The organism is Streptomyces sp. NPDC014991, assembly GCF_043080665.1.
Lineage (GTDB): Bacteria > Actinomycetota > Actinomycetes > Streptomycetales > Streptomycetaceae > Streptomyces.
The window spans coordinates 250,757-267,407 of record NZ_JBIBVY010000008.1 but is presented as its reverse complement, the minus strand read 5'-3'; the positions used below and the strand labels follow the sequence as shown (position 1 = coordinate 267,407).

The following is a 16,651-nucleotide window of genomic DNA, read 5'->3' as shown; positions in this document are numbered from 1 at the left end:
CGCCGCGCGCCACCGGGCCTTCGTGCCCCCGCGCCCTCACGCCGCCGGTACGAACACCACCCACACCTGCCCGGGGGCGAAGTCCAGCCGGCTGCCGTCCGGAGCCGTGAAGGTCGTACCGGCCGCCGCCGTCGGCCGCGACCAGAGGGCGTCGAAGGACCGCCCGTCCCGCAGCACCTCCGCCCGTCCGGAACCCACCGTCCGGGTGTACGGCGTGTGGTTGCCGAGCGCGTCGTGGTAGCGCGAGGTGCGGATCCGCACGTGCTGCACGACGACCGTGGCCGGCGCGGGCCCGCCGCGGCCGGCCGTGTCCGTGGGGGTGCCGTCCATCGCCACCACCCAGCCCCCGCGCCCGGCCGACCAGGTGAAGGTGAAGCGGGCGGCCGGGTAGCGCACGGTCCGTGAGGACGCGGAGGTGCCGCCGGAGGGGGCCGGACCGTAGCGGAAACCCGTGGTCAGGGCCGTCCCGCCGGGAGCGGAGGGCAGCAGGGCGGCCGGGCGGAGATAGAGGTTGTGCGGGGCGGCCCTGCCGGTGTCGCGGCGGTAGGCGCCGGGGGCCTCGTCGGGTGGCTCGGCCCGCAACGGCGCCCGGTCGATCAGCGGCAGCAGTCTGTGCTGGGCCCCGGAGAAGGCGAGGACCGGCATGCGGAACTGGCGCAGCAGCTCCAGATCGCTCTCGCGGGCGCTGCGCACGGGGCCGACGGTCCGCGGGAGCCGGGTCGCGTAGACCGCCATCAGCCGGCTCAGGCCGCCCTCCACCTGCTCCACGTACACCACGTCCGCCGCCTCCAGCCCGGTCTGCGGGCGGGCCGCGGGCACGTTGTCGATCTTCACGGCGAGGGGGGAACCAGCCGCGGTCGGCGCGGTCGGCGCCGGGGTGCGGTGCGGGGCGCGGTGGTCGTCGTCCCGGCCGTGGCCGGTGCAGCCCGCCGCGAGCGAGGCCGACAGCGCGACGGCCAGCAGCGCCACCGTCGGTGCCACGCGCCGCCGGCGCGCCCTGCCCCTCGTGTCCACCGTGGGCCACCCCCGTCCGTCTTGTCCGATTGTGCGCTCATCAGTTCACAGCCGGCCATACCTGGTTGCCCACGGGAACGGTCCGGGATTCGGTGGCCGCGGCGGTGGGTACCCGGCCGCCACCGCACACGGGACGCAGGACGTGGCCACACGCGACCAAGGGAGTGCGACGGCATGAAGGCAGTCACCTGGCAGGGCAAGCGGGACGTACGGGTCGAGGACGTTCCCGACCCGAGGATCGAGGAACCGACGGACGCCGTCATCCGGGTCACGTCGACCGGACTGTGCGGCTCGGACCTGCACCTGTACGAGGTGCTGACGCCGTTCATGACCCCGGGGGACATCCTCGGCCACGAACCCATGGGCATCGTCGAGGAGGTGGGTCCGGAGGTCACCGACCTACGGCCCGGCGACCGTGTCGTGGTGCCCTTCCAGATCGCCTGCGGGCACTGCTTCATGTGCGACACCGGGCTGCCCACCCAGTGCGAGACCACCCAGGTCACCGGCGAGGGCATGGGCGCCCCCCTGTTCGGCTACACCCGCCTGTACGGCGCCGTCCCCGGCGGCCAGGCCGAGTATCTGCGGGTACCGCAGGCGCAGTTCGGGCCGATCAAGGTGCCCGAGGGCCCGTCGGACGACCGGTTCGTCTACCTCTCCGACGTGCTGCCCACCGCCTGGCAGGCCGTCGAGTACGCCGCCGTCCCGCCCGGCGGCACCCTGGCGGTCCTCGGCCTCGGCCCGATCGGTGACATGGCCTGCCGCATCGCCAAGGCACGCGGCGCCGAGCGGGTGTTCGGCGTCGACCTCGTGTCCGAGCGCCTGGCCCGGGCGAACCGGCGCGGCGTGGAGACGTACGACCTCAGGGCCTTCGACAACGAGAAGGCGCTCGTCCACGCCATCCAGGACGAGACCGGCGGCCGGGGTCCCGACGCCGTGATCGACGCCGTCGGCACCGAGGCGCACGGCAGCGCCGCCGCCAAACTGGCCCAGCAGGCCACCGCACTCATGCCGCGCAAGATCAGCGCGCCGTTCGCCGAGCGCTTCAGCATCGACCGGCTCGGCGCCCTCTACATGGCCATCGACCTGGTCCGCCGCGGCGGCACCATCTCCCTCAGCGGTGTCTACGGCGGCATGGCCGACCCGATGCCGATGCTCACCCTCTTCGACAAGCAGATCCAGCTGCGCATGGGACAGGCCAACGTCCGCCGCTGGAGCGACCAGATCATGCCCTACCTGACGGACGCGGACCCGCTCGGCGTGGACGACTTCGCCACCCACCGGGTGCCACTGTCGGAGGCTCCGCACGCGTACGAGATGTTCCAGCGCAAGCAGGACGGCGCCGTCAAGATCCTCATGAAGCCGTAGCTCAGCCGCGGTCCTTCTCGCCGAGGATCTCCGCCAGGTCGTAGCGCACCGGCTCCTCCAGCTGGGCGTAGGTGCAGCTCTCGGGTGTGCGGTCCGGCCGCCAGCGGCGGAACCGGGCCGTGTGCCGGAACCGCTGCCCGTTCTCCATGTGGTCGTACGCCACCTCGGCCACCCGGTCCGGCCGCAGCGGCACCCACGACAGGTCCTTCTTGCCGGACCAGCGGCTCGGCGCCCCCGGCAGCCGGGCCGTCTCGTGCGCGGCCTCGTCCGCCCAGGCGGCCCAGGGGTGCGCGGACACGTCGTCCATGCGCGACGGCTCCAGCTCCTCGACCAGTTCCGCGCGGGTACGCATGGGGAACGCGGCCGACACGCCCACGTGCTGGAGCCGGCCCCGGTCGTCGTACAGCCCGAGCAGCAGCGAGCCGACCACCGGACCGCTCTTGTGGAAGCGGTACCCGGCCACCACGACGTCCGCCGTCCGCTCGTGCTTGATCTTGAACATGGCCCGCTCGTCCTGGAGATAGCGCAGGGTGAGCGGCTTGGCGACGACCCCGTCGAGACCGGCGCCCTCGAACTGCTCGAACCACTGCCGGGCCACCTCGATGTCGGTCGTCGCCGGCGCCACGTGCACCGGCGGGGTCGCACCGGCCAGCGCCCGGTCCAGCAGGGCGCGGCGGTCGGCCAGTTCCACGTCCAGCAGGGCGTGGTCGTCCAGGGCCAGCAGGTCGAAGGCGACGAAGGACGCCGGCGTCCGCTCCGCGAGCATCCGCACCCGGGAGGCCGCCGGATGGATCCGCTCGGTCAGCGCGTCGAAGTCCAGCCGGCCGTTCCGTGCGATCACGATCTCTCCGTCGACCACGCACCGCTCGGGCAGCCGCTCCCTCAGCGCCGCGACCAGCTCCGGGAAGTACCTGGTCAACGGCTTTCCGGTACGGCTGCCCAGCTCCACCTCGGCGCCGTCCCGGAACACGACGGAGCGGAACCCGTCCCACTTCGCCTCGTAGTGCATTCCCGGCGGGATCTTCGCCACCGACTTGGCGAGCATGGGCTTCACGGGCGGCATGACGGGCAGATCCATGGGTCCGATTCTGCGCGCATACGTCCCGCTTCGCCCGGTATGCGCGCCGCGCGGCGTGCGCCTACCGTGGCCGCATGGGCGATGCGGTGGAACTCGAGGTGGGCGGCCGGACGGTGCGGCTGTCCAGCCCGGACAAGGTGTTCTTCCCGGAGCGGGGCTTCACGAAGCTGGACCTCGCCCGCTACTACGCGTCCGTCGCCCCCGGCATCCTGCGCGCCCTGCGCAACCGCCCCACCACCCTGGAGCGTTATCCGGACGGCGTGGGCGGGGAGTGGTTCTACCAGAAGCGCGCCCCCAAGGGCATGCCCGACTGGATCCCGACCGCCCACATCACCTTCCCCAGCGGGCGCAGTGCCGACGAGATGTGCCCGACCGAGGAGGCCGCCGTGGTGTGGGCCGCCCAGTACGGCACCCTCACCTTCCACCCCTGGCCGGTGCGCGCCACCGACGTCGACCACCCCGACGAACTCCGCATCGACCTCGACCCGCAGCCCGGCACCGACTACGACGACGCGGTCCGCGCCGCCCACGAACTGCGTGCCGTCCTGGAGGAGTTCGGCGGGCTGCGGGGCTGGCCGAAGACCTCCGGCGGCCGGGGCCTGCACGTCTTCGTGCCCATCGAACCCCGCTGGACCTTCACCCAGGTGCGCCGCGCGGCGATCGCGGTCGGCCGGGAGATGGAACGCCGGATGCCCGACCAGGTGACCATCAGGTGGTGGAAGGAGGAGCGCGGACGCCGGATCTTCCTGGACTACAACCAGACGGCCCGCGACCGCACCATCGCCTCCGCCTACTCGGTACGCCCCCGCCCGCACGCCCCCGTCTCCGCGCCCCTGCGCTGGGAGGAGGTCGGCGTCGCCCACCCCCGCGACTTCGATCTCGCCACCATGCCGGCCCGGTTCGCCGAGGTGGGCGACGTCCACGCCGGCATGGACGACCACGCCTACTCCCTGGACGCGCTGCTCGACCTCGCCCGCCGCGACGAACACGACCACGGTCTGGGGGATCTGCCGTACCCGCCGGAGTACCCGAAGATGCCCGGCGAACCGAAACGCGTCCAGCCGAGCCGGGCCCGCCACGAGCCGACGTCCTGACGGGGGAGCGGATGTTCCGCCGGGCCGGCCCGGTGTCCGGGGGCCGGTGCCGTGGACGACGAGGTCCCGCGGCCGGTGCTCGCCTCTCGGTCCGCGCGGCGTCGACTCGGCCCGGGCGCCGGCTCCGACGATGCCGAGGACCTCGTGTCCGGCCGGGGCCGGGGCCGGCGCCGACGATGCCGAGGACCCATTCTCCGGCCGGGCCCGGCAGCGCGGTGCCGAGGGCGGCGGCCAGTACCGTGCGCCAGGCCGGTGCAGGTGGGACGTCGTCCGGCGGTCGGACCGTGCGGTGGCCGAGGCGGCCGGCGTCGGGCTGCCCGCGACCCGCTCCCGCGCGCCGCTGCCGGCCCCAGCACACCCGCACCGGGCAGCACCTCGGGAGCCTCGGCACCGACGAGTCCGGCGAGCGGCGCAACCGGCCCCGACCTGCTGCACGCGGCACTCACCGTCGTGGACCGATCGCGCGGATCGGCGTGCCGGTGGCGCCCGGTCCGGCGCGGACGACCGCCGACGCCACCCTCACCGACATCGTGCGCGCAACGCACCCCGCGGCCGGACACCGGTCGGGCAGGGCACCATGCACGTGCCCGTCGGGCCGCCCTGGCCGCATCTCGCCCTCGCCCGGTGGGCCACGCGTGAGGCGCCACGCCGGGGTGTGGAACGCCCGTCGACCCGTTCGGCTGAGCCGCTGCCGGCACCGGCCGGTCCGGCGCCCCGCGGCTATCCTGATCGGCAACCGCCGATGAGGAGTCCCGAAGTGACCGAGGCAGTGTCGCGCCCCACGCTGGAGGCCGTGGCCGCGCGGGCCGGCGTCTCCCGGGCCACCGTGTCCCGGGTGGTCAACGGCGGGGACGGGGTCCGCAAGTCGCTGGCCGAGCGGGTGAGGCGGGTCGTGGAGGAGCTGGGCTACGTCCCCAACCAGGCGGCGCGCAGCCTCGTCACCCGGCGGCACGACGCCGTCGCCGTCATCATCGCCGAACCCGAGGCCCGGGTCTTCGCCGACCCCTTCTTCGCCCTCCAGCTGCGTGGCATCAGCAAGGAACTGACCGCCCACGACAACCAGCTCGTGCTGCTGCTCACCGAGGGCCGCGCCGATCACGCGCGCATGGCCCGGTACCTGGCCGGCGGCCATGTCGACGGCGCGCTCGTCTTCTCCCTCCACCTGGACGACCCGCTGCCCGGCCTCATCCGCGACGCCGGCGTGCCCACCGTGTTCGGTGGCCGGCCCCACTGGGGCGAGAACAGCCGGGCGCAGGACCCGGGCGTCGTGTACGTCGACTGCGACAACCGCGGCGGGGCCCGCACGGCCGTACGGCACCTCGTCGGCCTCGGCCGCCGGCGCATCGCGCACATCACCGGCGCGCTGGACCAGACCTCGGCGGCGGACCGCTTCGACGGCTACCGGGACGTCATGGCCGACGTCCCGGGCGGGAACGATCCCTCGCTGGTCGTGGAGAGCGACTTCACCCCGGCCGGCGGGGAACGCGCGATGCGTGAACTTCTGGGCCGCCGCCCGGACGTGGACGCCGTGTTCGCCGCCAACGACCTCTCCGCGCTCGGTGCCCTGCGGGTGCTGCGGGAGAGCGGCCGGCGCGTGCCCGAGGACGTGGCGGTGGTCGGTTTCGACGACGTCATGCCGGTGGCCGAGCAGGCCGACCCGCCGCTGACGACCGTCCGCCAGGACATCGAGGAGATGGGCCGCCTGATGGCCCGCCTCCTGCTGCAGGGCCTGACCGGCGACCGCGGCGACCCGGCGACGGAGGACCACCCGCAGCCCCCCGCGGGCGCCCGGGACGCCACCCCGGCGGGAGTCATCCTCCCGACCACCCTGATACGCCGCGCTTCGGCGTGACCCGGAGCCGGCCCGGCACGCCTGGGCCCGGCGGAGCACGGTCGGGCCCGGCGGCGGGGCATCAGCCCTGTGGGGGAGCGCTTCTGATCACGGCGAAGCGGGCGCCGTACGGGTCGGCGAGTTTGGTCATGCGGCCCACGCCGTCCACCGTCGTCGGCGGCATCCGCACCTTCCCGCCGAGCCGCTCCGCCTGGCCGGCCACTGCGTCGGGGTCCGTCACCTCGAAGTACGGCAGCCAGTGCGGGCCGTCCTCCGCCTCGCCAGGGGCGTCGGCCAGCGGCACCACCCCGCCGAACATCGCGTCCTCCCCGGCCCCGGCCGGATTGACGCAGGTGTACGTCCCGCCCGGGAAGGGCACGGCGGAGGTCTCCAGGCCGAGCACCTGGTGGTAGAAGGCCGCCGCGGCCGCGACGTCCCGGGTGTACAGCTCGACCCAGCACAGCGCGCCCGGCTCGTTCGCCGCGTCCACGCCCTCCGTCCGCCCGGGCTGCCAGATGCCGAACGGCACGCCCGCCTGGTCGGCGAGGATCGCCATGCGGCCCTGGCCCATCACGTCGGTCGGCCGGACCAGGACGCCACCGTGGGCCTGTTCGGCCGCCTCGGCGGTGGCCTGCGCGTCCTCGCTGCGGAAGTACACCGTCCAGGCCGGCGGGCCCTGCTCCGGACCGGTCTGCATGCCGCCCGCGACGGTCTTTCCGTCCCGCTGGAAGAAGCCGTAACCGCCGGCTTCCCCTCCCGCCGACCGGAACCGCCAGCCGAGGAGAGCGCCGTAGAAGGAGGTGGCGCCGTCGATGTCGGGGGTGCCGACGTCGACCCAGTTCGGCGCGCCGGTGACGAAACGGGTGGTGAGCATTCGTGCCCTCCTCGAAGGGGGTCCCGTCCTGTGCACTGCCGAGTCTGGCACCGCCCACTGACAAGCGCCGCCGGAGCACCACGCCGCGCCGGGCCGCCGTCCGCCCTCACGCCGCCGGTTTCCCCACCGGTTCCGCGCGCCGCCGTGCGCGCGCCGGGCCGGAGGGAGCAGCATCGGGGGGACGGGAGCGGCACCGGGGCGAAGGTAGCGGCGACCGCGACGGGAGCGGCGACGGGCGCACCGCGCGGCCGGGGACGCCGTTGAGCCGGCGTTGATCGAACGTTTTTCGGCGTACGGCACGCTCCTGGGCATGCACTCCGAAACCATCACCCCGGCCGACGACACCTGGCAGGCGCAGGCCCTGTGCGCGCAGACGGGGCCGGACTTCTTCTTCCCCGAGCCCGGCAGCTCGGTGCGCGACGCCAAGCGCATCTGCGCCATGTGCGAGCTGCGCCCCGCCTGCCTGGACTACGCGCTGGCCAACGACGAGCGGTTCGGCGTCTGGGGCGGTCTGTCGGAGAAGGAACGCCTCGCCCTGAGACGCACCGCCCGCTGACGCCGCCCCGGGCCCCTCGTCCGGCCGGCCCACCCGCCCCCCCCGCGGGCCGTCAGCCTGCGGCGCGCGCCGCCATCCGGGCCTTGCGCGCGGCGAGCTTCTCGTCGAACTTCGAGGCCTCCGTGTCCAGCCCGCCCAGGAACAGGCCCAGTTCCTCCTGCGCCTGGAGTCCCTCGGGGCCGAGGCCGTCGATCTCCAGGACTCTCAGGAAGCGCAGCACCGGCTGGATCACGTCGTCGTGGTGGATGCGCAGGTTGTAGACCTCGCCGATCGCCATCTGCGCGGCGGCCCGCTCGAAGCCGGGGATGCCATGGCCGGGCATGCGGAAGTTCACGACCACGTCCCGGACCGCCTGCATGGTCAGGTCGGGCGCCAGCTCGAACGCGGCCTTCAGCAGGTTGCGGTAGAAGACCATGTGCAGGTTCTCGTCGGTCGCGATCCGGGCCAGCATGCGGTCGCAGACCGGGTCGCCGGACTGGTGGCCGGTGTTGCGGTGCGAGATCCGGGTGGCCAGCTCCTGGAAGGCGACGTAGGCGATCGAGTGCAGCATCGAGTGCCGGTTGTCGGACTCGAAGCCCTCGCTCATGTGGGACATGCGGAACTGTTCCAGCTTGTCCGGGTCGACGGCGCGCGAGGTGAGCAGGTAGTCGCGCATCACGATGCCGTGGCGGCCCTCCTCGGCCGTCCAGCGGTGCACCCAGGTGCCCCAGGCGCCGTCGCGGCCGAACAGCGAGGCGATCTCGTGGTGGTAGCTGGGCAGGTTGTCCTCGGTCAGCAGGTTCACGACGAGGGCGATCCGGCCGATCTCCGTGACCTTGGACTGGTCCTTCCGCCAGGCCTCCCCGTCCTCGAAGAGGCCCGGGAAGTTCCGTCCGTCGGTCCACGGCACGTACTCGTGCGGCATCCAGTCCTTGGCGACCTTCAGGTGCCGGTTCAGTTCGGTCTCGACCACTTCCTCCAGCGCGTGGAGCAGCCGCGCGTCGGTCCAGGCGGACGGGCTGCCGAGATGGGGGGAGGTGATCGTCACGGGAACTCCAGGGGGACGCCGAACAGGGGAGGGGACCGGCGAGCGGTGCCGGGATCCTACGAAATCGTAGGCTACGAACCCGTAGGTTACGAAGCCGTAGGTTAAGAATGCCGTAAAGGAACCGCTGATCAGCCGTCGGGTGCGGCCCTTGCGCGGCGGCCCCGGGACCCGCAGGTCCCGAACCCGCCGCAGGGACGGGTACCCGGTCAGGCGTACAGCTCCCGCATGCGCACCGAGAGGCAGGTCACACATCCCTCCAGCTTCTCGAACTCGCTGATGTCCACCGTGACCACGTCGTGGCCGAGGTCGGTCAGCAGCTCCGCCGTCCGCGGGGCGCTCGCCGCCATGAGCAGCTTCCCGCCGCCGAGCAGCACCACGTGCGCGCCGGCCTCCTCGGGCACCGACAGGAAACCCGGGAACAGCGACGGCCGGTCGACCTTCGGGATGTGCCCGATCACCGTGCCGTCGGGCAGCGCGGTCACGGCCGACTTCAGGTGCAGCACCTTGCTCACGGGTACGGCCACCACCCGGGCGCCCAGCGGCTCGAAGGCCGCCCGCACCTGCTGCACGCCGGCCGCGTTGGTCCGCCCGCCCCGGCCCACGTACACCGTGTCGCCGACCTTCAGGACGTCACCGCCGTCCAGCGTGCCCGGGTCCCAGATCCAGTTCACCGAGCAGCCGAGGCGGGCCACCACCTCCTCGACGCCGGCGGTCTCCGCCTGCCGGGACGCGGCACCGGGCCGGGTGATCAACGCCACGTTCCGGTACATGACCACGGTGTCCTCGACGAACACCGAGTCGGGGCAGTCGTCGGCCGGTTCCACCTCGATCGTCTCCCAGCCGTTCGCACCGAGTGCCTCGACGTAGGCCTCCCACTGCTCGGTGGCCAGCCCCACGTCGACCTTCTCCCGCTCGACGTGCGTCACCAGGCCTTCGGCGAGGCGGGGGCTGGGGCGGCGGACGAGAGCCTTCTTGCTGGGCACGACGGGCCTTTCGGGTCTGGCGGTCGACGATGCGGTTCTCCGGTGCCGGTGAGACGGCACCGGTCCGCCATCATGCAGGGCGCCACGGCCGGCTCAAAACCCTCGCTGCCGGGCCGTGGCCGTTCCGGGTTCACCGTCCGGGCCGGTCAGGCCGGGTCGCCGAGCGCCTCGGGTGTCGTCTCCCGCAGCTGTCCTCCCTCCATCAGCAGCCACCGCGTGATCCCGATCGACTCCAGGAACGGCAGGTCGTGGCCGGCCACGATCAGCGCGCCCTCGTACGACTCCAGGGCCGAGGTCAGCTGCCGGACGCTGGCCAGGTCGAGGTTGTTGGTCGGCTCGTCGAGCAGCAGCAGCTGGGGTGCGGGTTCGGCGAGCATCAACGCGGCCAGCGCCGCCCGGAACCGCTCGCCGCCCGAAAGGGTGCCCGCCTTCTGGTCGGCCCGCGCGCCCCGGAACAGGAAGCGGGCGAGACGCGCGCGGATCCGGTTGCCGGTGGCGTCCGGCGCGAACCGGGCCACGTTCTCGGCCACCGTCAGGCCGTCGTCCAGCACGTCCAGCCGCTGGGGCAGGAACCGCAGCGGTACGTGCGCCGTCGCCGTGCCGGCCACCGGCGCCAGCTCCCCGGCGACGGTCCGCAGCAGCGTCGTCTTGCCGGAGCCGTTGCGGCCGACGAGCGCGATCCGCTCCGGGCCGCGCAGGTCGAGCAGGCCCTCCACGCGCGCCTGGTGGACCATGCGCAGGTCCTCCAGGGTGAGCACCTGCCGCCCGGGCGGCACGGCCGTGCGGGGCAGATCGACGCGGATCTCGTCGTCGTCCCGTACGGCCTCCGCCGCCTCGTCCAGGCGTTCCCGGGCCCCGGCGAGCCGGTCCTCGTGCAGCATGCGGTGCTTGCCCGCGGACTCCTGGGCGGCGCGCTTGCGCGCACCCATGACGATCTTCGGTTCGCGCTTGGAGTCCCACATCTTCTGCCCGTAGCGCTTGCGCCGGGCCAGCTTGACCTGGGCGTCGGACAGTTCGCGCCGCTGCTTGCGCACATCGGCCTCGGCGACGCGCATCATCCTTTCGGCCGCCTCCTGCTCGACGGCCAGCGCCTCCTCGTAGGCCGAGAAGTTGCCGCCGTACCAGGTGACCTCTCCGGAGCGCAGCTCCGCGATCTGGTCGACCAGGTCGAGCAGCTCCCGGTCGTGGCTGACCACGACCAGCACCCCGGGCCAGGAGGCGACGGCCTGGTACAGCCGGCGGCGCGCGTACAGGTCGAGGTTGTTGGTGGGCTCGTCCAGCAGCAGGACGTCCGGGCGGCGCAGCAGCAGCGCGGCGAGCCGCAGCAGCACCGACTCGCCGCCGGACACCTCGCCGACGGTCCGGTCCAGCCCGATGTGGCCGAGGCCGAGTTCGCCGAGGGCGGCCAGGGCGCGCTCCTCGACGTCCCAGTCGTCGCCGAGGGTCTCGAAGTGCTCCTCGGCGACGTCGCCCGCCTCGATGGCGTGCAGCGCGGCGCGCCGGCCGGCGATGCCGAGGGCCCGGTCGACGCGGAGCGTGGTGTCCAGGGTGACGTTCTGCGGCAGGTAGCCGATCTCGCCGGCCGCCTTGACGGTGCCTGCGGCCGGGGTCAGTTCGCCGGCCAGCAGTTTCAGCAGGGTGGACTTCCCTGATCCGTTGACGCCGACGAGCCCGGTCCGGCCGGGGCCGAAGGCGAGGTCGAGGCCGTCGAGGACGGCGGTGCCGTCGGGCCAGGCGAAGGACAGGGACGTACAGGTGAGGGAAGCAGACATGGGCGCCTCGTTACGGTGCGAACGGTCGGGCGGACACGTGTCGAGACACCGTGAGGCGGAAACCGAAGGGCCTGGGAACGCAGGAGGCCACGAGAGAAGGCCTGTGCCAGGGACGGACGGCTCGGACGCCGAGGTCGTACGCCGCGCACACCTCAACCGGTGCGACACGGTGTCTCAGGACCTCAGACGAGCAACGTCCTTCTCCTATCGACGGCAACAGAACCGCTCACACCGTAGGAGGGGGCCCGGAGAGCTGTCAACGGGAATTACCGCGCCGCCCCGGCAACGCGCGCGTGGCGCGCGGAGCCCGCGCTAGCAGGCGTCCCGCATCAGCTCGGCCAGGTCGTGGTCCAGGTCGAACTGGAGGTGCTCACGGCCGACGGGCACCAGGGCGTCGGCCGCCTCCAGGAAACGCCGGATCTCACCGGAGCGCACGTGGACGATCGCGGTGCCCTCGGGGGCGTGGAACTCCAGCACCGTACGGTCGTACCCGTACGGCCGCACCCGGACGTCGCCATGGCCCTCCGGTCCCGCCAGCCCGGCTGCCAGCAGCTCCCGGGAGAACGTCCAGCACACCTCGACGCCCTCCAGCGTCGCCGGGGCGGGGAACGTCATGCGGACGGCGAACGGGTCACGCCGGTCGTAGCGCAGCGTGGCGGGGATGCTCGGCATGCGCGGTGCGGCGGCGACGAGGCGGGCCTCTACGAGCTGCTCGATGACGGTGGACAACGCCTTGCTCCCTCGTGACGGCTGGACTGCCTCCGGACGTGTGACACCCGGCACCGCAAGAGACGAAGGAAACGGCCGTTGCGTGCACACGGGAGACGAGTGACCTCGGTCACCGCCTTTCATGCACCGGGACCGGCCAGGTGTTCACGATCACTTCCGGTGCCGCCCCGCGCCGGGAGACACCGGCCCTCTGGACGGCACCGGTGCGGTGGGCCAGCTTCGCCCGCCATGAGGCGCTCGGGGAGCACGCGACGCGGGGGGCGGGCGAACGGACTGGTGGCGGTGGGGGTGGCGTGCGGCGCGGTGCTGGCCGCGCTGACGGTCCCGGCCGCCGGGGCCCGGCCGCTCGAACGGGCCGGCCTCACGCCGGCGGGCGTCGAGGGGACGGAACCAGGGCCGGGCGGCACGGGCCGGGCGGACGCGCACTGGGCGCCGAAGGACCCCGGCACCCCGCAGGTCCGCTTCCGGGGCCTCGCGGCCGTCAGCCGGCGCACCGCCTGGCTGGCCGGCACCGGCGGCACGGTGCTGCGCACCACGGACGGCGGCGCCGGCTGGCGGAACGTCTCCCCACCGGGCGCGGCCGCACTCCAGTTCCGGGACATCGAGGCGTTCGACGCGCGGCGCGCGGTCGTGCTGGCCATCGGTGAGGGCGAGGCGTCCCGCGTCTACCGCACCGACGACGGCGGAACCACGTGGACGGAGTCCTTCCGCAACACCGACCCGAAGGCCTTCTACGACTGCCTCGCCTTCTTGGACCCCCGGCACGGCCTCGCGCTGAGCGACCCGGTCGACGGAAAGTTCCGGCTCCTGTCCACCGCCGACGGTGGCCGCTCCTGGCGCGTGCTGCCCTCGGCCGGCATGCCGCCCGCCCTGGACGGCGAGGCGGGCTTCGCCGCGAGCGGGCAGTGCCTGGTCACCTCCGGTCCGAAGGACGTCTGGCTGGCCACCGGCGGCGGCGCCCACGCACGCGTGCTGTACTCCGCCGACCGCGGACTGACCTGGACGGCCGCCGGCACGCCGGTCCCGGCCGGCGATCCGGCCAAGGGTGTCTTCGCGCTCGCCTTCCGCGACCGCGCCCACGGCATCGCGGTCGGCGGCGACTACCGCCCCGACCAGCCCTCACCGCACAACGCCGCGGTCACCGCCGACGGCGGCCGGACCTGGCGGCCCGCCGCGGCCCCGCCACCCGCCTACCGCTCCGGTGCCGCCTGGCTCCCGCACAGCCGCGGCGCCGCGCTGGCCGTCGGCCCGGCCGGCACCGACCTGACCACCGACGGCGGGCGCAGCTGGCGCACCACCGGCACCGGGTCGTACGACACCGTGGCCTGCGCGTCCGACCTGGGCTGCTGGGCGGCCGGCGAGCAGGGAAGGGTGGCCCGGCTGGAACGCTGACGTAGGTGAGCGCGAGGCGGGTACCCGTTCCCTGCCGCAACGGAAGGGAACGATCATGCCAGCCGGTTCCAGCCCCAAGCGCGAACGTCAGTACGAGCACATCAAGGAGAGCGCCCAGAACCGGGGCGAGAGCGAGGGACGCGCCGAGGAGATCGCCGCACGGACGGTGAACAAGGAACGCGCGCGTTCGGGCGAGTCGAAGACCGCCAGCCGCAGCTCCACGAACGACATGTCGTCCGGCAGGCGGGGCGGTCAGCGGTCGGGCAACCGGTCCGGCTCGCACGGACCGACCCGCGACCAGCTCTACAACGAGGCGAGGCAGCGCGGCATCGAAGGCCGCTCGAACATGAACAAGGACGAGCTCCAGCGCGCGCTCGACTCCAGGAAAGGCTGAGCCGCCGGACTCAGCCGAGCGTCTGCCGGTGCCGCGCCAGCTCAGGAGCCGTCTTCGTGGCGACGAACTCCGTGACGCGGTAGGCGCAGACGCCGGCGACGGCGAACGGGTCGCCCGCGACGATCTCCTCGATGCGGGCGCGATCCTCCGCGACGGCCAGGATCACCCCTCCGTCGCGGGGGTTCTTGCGTCCGGAGGCCAGGAAGACGCCCTTGTCGTACTGCTCGTCCAGCCAGACCACGTGGTCCGGCAGGACGGCGTCCACGGCATCGAGGGGCGCGGTGTAGGTCAGCTCCAGTACGAACATGATCGCGAGCCTACCCCGGCGGACGGGGGCCCCGCGGCGGGTCCGTACAGTCGCCCACCATGACGATCGTCGGCGTACCCGCGGGCTGGCCCGCGACCGAGGAAGAGGCCCGTGCCGTACAGGACGGGCTGCGCGGGCGGGTGGTTCTCGACGAACCCGGACCCCCGCCGGGGACGGGCCGGGTCACGGGGGTGGACGTCGCCTACGACGACGGCCTGGACCTCGTCGCGGCGGCGGCCGTCGTGCTGGACGCCGCGACCCTGGAGGTCGTCGCTCAGGCGACGGCCGTGGGCCGGGTCTCCTTCCCGTACGTGCCCGGTCTCCTCGCCTTCCGCGAGATCCCGACCGTGCGGGCCGCCCTGGACCGGCTGCCGTGCCCGCCCGGACTGGTGGTGTGCGACGGCTACGGGGTGGCCCATCCGCGCCGCTTCGGCCTGGCGAGCCACCTGGGCGTGCTCACGGACCTGCCGACCATCGGCGTCGCCAAGAACCCGTTCACCTTCACGTACGACGACCCGGGTCCGGCGCGGGGCAGTACGGCGCCGCTGCTCGACGGGACCGAGGAGGTCGGGCGCGCCCTGCGTACCCGGGACGGCGTCAAGCCGGTGTTCGTCTCGGCCGGCCACCGGGTGAGCCTCGGCACCGCCCTGGCACACACCCTGGCGCTGAGCCCCCGCTACCGGCTGCCGGAGACCACGCGCCGGGCGGACGCCCTGTGCCGGCAGGCCCTGCGGGCGGCCGTCACGGCCTTCCCCGCGGACCAGGCCGCTTCCGGCCGGCCGCGGCAGGATCCCGACGGCAGGTCCTAGGGTCTTTCGTTCGGATCAGGCCGGCCGGGATCGCGGGCGCCGCATGGCCTACCCGAGCGGGGTCCGGTGCGTGCAGCTGCAAGGCGGAGGAGGGCGTCGACGCGGAGCGTCGGCAACCGACGACAACGCCGCAGATGCGCGTGCCGGACCCCGCGACCCCGGCAAGATCCGGAAGAGAGGCCCTAGCGTTCCGCCACCACCCGGAAGGTGATGCCGGCGGCACGCAGCCGCTCCGTCAGGGCGTCGCCCATCGCCTCGGCCGTGGTGACCTGTCCGGCCGTCGGCGGCAGGTCGTCGAAGGCCAGGCTCAGGGCCGCCTCGGCGAACATCTTCGCCGTCTCGTCGTAACCGGGGTCGCCGCCCGCGACCTCCGTGAACACACGGCGCCCGCCGCCCTCACCGACGAACCGCACCCTGAACCAGCTCCTCGCCCGCTGCTGCGCGCCGGGTCCGTCACCCGGCCGGAGCCGGTCCGACAGCCAGCGGCGCGCGGGCGGCAGTTGGGCCGCCGCGGTCAGCGCGCCGACGGCGGCGACCGAGCCGAGGGCGACCGGAAGGCGCCGGACGGCGGCGTAGTGCCGGTAGCGGAAGTCCGGGCCGTACCGCTCCAGCGCCCGCGCCGAACGGCGCACGATCCGGGGGTCGATGGTCGGCAGCGGCAGCGCCCACGCGCCGACCTCGCCGGCGAACCTCGGCGCGCCGGTCGGCGCCGTCACCCGGCGGCCCGGCAGCCGCGGCTCGTACCGGGCCCGCTCGCGGGCCGCGCCCAGCAGGCGTCGTCCGCGGGCCATCTGGTTCAGCGCCGAGGCGAGGGTGCCGCCGGAGAAGGCCGCGTGCGCGGTCACGTAGCCGTCCACGGTCAGCGGGACACCCTCCGGCAGCTGCCGGACCGTGAAGTACGCGCCGAGATCGTGCGGTACGGAGTCGAACCCGCAGGCGTGCACGAGACGTGCGCCCGTCTCACGCGCGCGTGCGTCGTGCCGGACGTACATCAGGTCGACGAACTCCGGCTCACCCGTGAGGTCCAGGTAGTCGGCCCCCGTGTCGGCGCAGGCGGCGACGAGCTCCTCGCCGTACAGCACGTAGGGCCCCACGGTCGTGGCGACCACGCGCGCGTGCTCGGCGAGGGCGCGCAGGGTGGCCGGTTCGTCCACGTCCGCGCGCAGCACGCCGATGTCCGCGCCTCCGGGCAGCTCCTCGCGCAGCTCCTCCAGCCTGCGCTCGTCGCGGCCGGCGATCGCCCAGCGCAGGTCCTTCGGCGCGTGCGCGGCGAGATACCGGGCCGTGAGCGTGCCGACGAAGCCCGTGGCTCCGAAGAGCACGAGGTCGTAGGGACGGCCTGTCCTGTTCAGCCTGCTCATGACACCCCTCGGTTCGTGCAGTCCGTCGTGCAGCCCGCGCCGCTGTCGGTGGCTGAGGCTAGCGT

General features: G+C 73.8%; 16 protein-coding genes. 7 read left to right on the top strand and 9 right to left on the bottom strand.

What is annotated here, in order from left to right:
* Positions 1-36: 36 nt before the first annotated feature.
* Positions 37-981, bottom strand: coding sequence for a DUF3048 domain-containing protein (locus tag ACF1BE_RS15915; protein WP_392199610.1), 945 nt, complete (start codon positions 979-981; stop codon positions 37-39).
* Between the two features lie 207 nt (positions 982-1,188).
* On the opposite strand from ACF1BE_RS15915, the gene ACF1BE_RS15910 reads away from it, so the two are divergent.
* Entirely contained in the window at positions 1,189-2,379 is a 1,191-nt protein-coding gene (locus ACF1BE_RS15910; RefSeq protein ID WP_392199609.1) for a zinc-dependent alcohol dehydrogenase, read from the top strand.
* Between the two features lies 1 nt (position 2,380).
* Here the strand turns inward: ACF1BE_RS15910 and ACF1BE_RS15905 are convergent, their stop codons facing one another.
* A complete protein-coding gene (locus tag ACF1BE_RS15905) occupies positions 2,381-3,457 on the bottom strand; it encodes an ATP-dependent DNA ligase (protein ID WP_392199608.1) in 1,077 nt (358 codons plus the stop codon).
* A gap of 74 nt (positions 3,458-3,531) precedes the next feature.
* Between ACF1BE_RS15905 and ligD the strand changes: the two genes are divergently transcribed.
* A complete protein-coding gene (gene ligD, locus ACF1BE_RS15900) occupies positions 3,532-4,551 on the top strand; it encodes a non-homologous end-joining DNA ligase (RefSeq protein WP_392199607.1) in 1,020 nt (339 codons plus the stop codon).
* Positions 4,552-5,308: 757 nt separating this feature from the next.
* On the top strand, positions 5,309-6,403 hold the full coding sequence (locus tag ACF1BE_RS15895; RefSeq protein WP_392199606.1) for a LacI family DNA-binding transcriptional regulator: 1,095 nt from the start codon (positions 5,309-5,311) through the stop codon (positions 6,401-6,403).
* 61 nt (positions 6,404-6,464) lie between these two features.
* Here ACF1BE_RS15895 and ACF1BE_RS15890 read toward each other — a convergent pair whose 3' ends face one another.
* Complete coding sequence (locus tag ACF1BE_RS15890; RefSeq protein ID WP_392199605.1) at positions 6,465-7,256, bottom strand: VOC family protein; 792 nt, start codon at positions 7,254-7,256, stop codon at positions 6,465-6,467.
* 310 nt (positions 7,257-7,566) lie between these two features.
* Between ACF1BE_RS15890 and ACF1BE_RS15885 the strand changes: the two genes are divergently transcribed.
* Complete coding sequence (locus ACF1BE_RS15885; RefSeq protein ID WP_356820306.1) at positions 7,567-7,812, top strand: WhiB family transcriptional regulator; 246 nt, start codon at positions 7,567-7,569, stop codon at positions 7,810-7,812.
* 52 nt (positions 7,813-7,864) lie between these two features.
* Here the strand turns inward: ACF1BE_RS15885 and ACF1BE_RS15880 are convergent, their stop codons facing one another.
* From ACF1BE_RS15880 to ACF1BE_RS15865, 4 genes are all read right to left on the bottom strand, one after another.
* A complete protein-coding gene (locus tag ACF1BE_RS15880; RefSeq protein WP_392199604.1) occupies positions 7,865-8,839 on the bottom strand; it encodes an acyl-ACP desaturase in 975 nt (324 codons plus the stop codon).
* Between the two features lie 206 nt (positions 8,840-9,045).
* Positions 9,046-9,822 carry a dimethylargininase gene (gene ddaH, locus ACF1BE_RS15875; RefSeq protein WP_392199603.1) on the bottom strand — a complete coding sequence of 259 codons (777 nt, stop codon included), beginning with the start codon at positions 9,820-9,822 and terminating at the stop codon, positions 9,046-9,048.
* A 146-nt stretch (positions 9,823-9,968) separates the two neighbouring features.
* Entirely contained in the window at positions 9,969-11,594 is a 1,626-nt protein-coding gene (locus tag ACF1BE_RS15870; protein ID WP_392199602.1) for an ABC-F family ATP-binding cassette domain-containing protein, read from the bottom strand.
* A gap of 312 nt (positions 11,595-11,906) precedes the next feature.
* Complete coding sequence (locus ACF1BE_RS15865; protein ID WP_392199601.1) at positions 11,907-12,323, bottom strand: SsgA family sporulation/cell division regulator; 417 nt, start codon at positions 12,321-12,323, stop codon at positions 11,907-11,909.
* 228 nt (positions 12,324-12,551) lie between these two features.
* Between ACF1BE_RS15865 and ACF1BE_RS15860 the strand changes: the two genes are divergently transcribed.
* Both ACF1BE_RS15860 and ACF1BE_RS15855 read left to right on the top strand, forming a co-directional pair.
* Entirely contained in the window at positions 12,552-13,715 is a 1,164-nt protein-coding gene (locus tag ACF1BE_RS15860) for a WD40/YVTN/BNR-like repeat-containing protein (RefSeq protein WP_392199600.1), read from the top strand.
* 55 nt (positions 13,716-13,770) lie between these two features.
* On the top strand, positions 13,771-14,109 hold the full coding sequence (locus tag ACF1BE_RS15855; RefSeq protein WP_392199599.1) for a plasmid stabilization protein: 339 nt from the start codon (positions 13,771-13,773) through the stop codon (positions 14,107-14,109).
* A 10-nt stretch (positions 14,110-14,119) separates the two neighbouring features.
* Here ACF1BE_RS15855 and ACF1BE_RS15850 read toward each other — a convergent pair whose 3' ends face one another.
* Positions 14,120-14,416 (bottom strand): YciI family protein, encoded by a 297-nt coding sequence (locus ACF1BE_RS15850; RefSeq protein ID WP_392199598.1) that lies wholly within the window; start codon positions 14,414-14,416, stop codon positions 14,120-14,122.
* 59 nt (positions 14,417-14,475) lie between these two features.
* Here ACF1BE_RS15850 and ACF1BE_RS15845 point away from each other — a divergent pair, with 59 nt between their 5' ends.
* Complete coding sequence (locus ACF1BE_RS15845; RefSeq protein WP_392199597.1) at positions 14,476-15,225, top strand: endonuclease V; 750 nt, start codon at positions 14,476-14,478, stop codon at positions 15,223-15,225.
* A gap of 182 nt (positions 15,226-15,407) precedes the next feature.
* Here the strand turns inward: ACF1BE_RS15845 and ACF1BE_RS15840 are convergent, their stop codons facing one another.
* Complete coding sequence (locus ACF1BE_RS15840; protein ID WP_392199596.1) at positions 15,408-16,586, bottom strand: saccharopine dehydrogenase family protein; 1,179 nt, start codon at positions 16,584-16,586, stop codon at positions 15,408-15,410.
* Between the last annotated feature and the right edge of the window lie 65 nt (positions 16,587-16,651).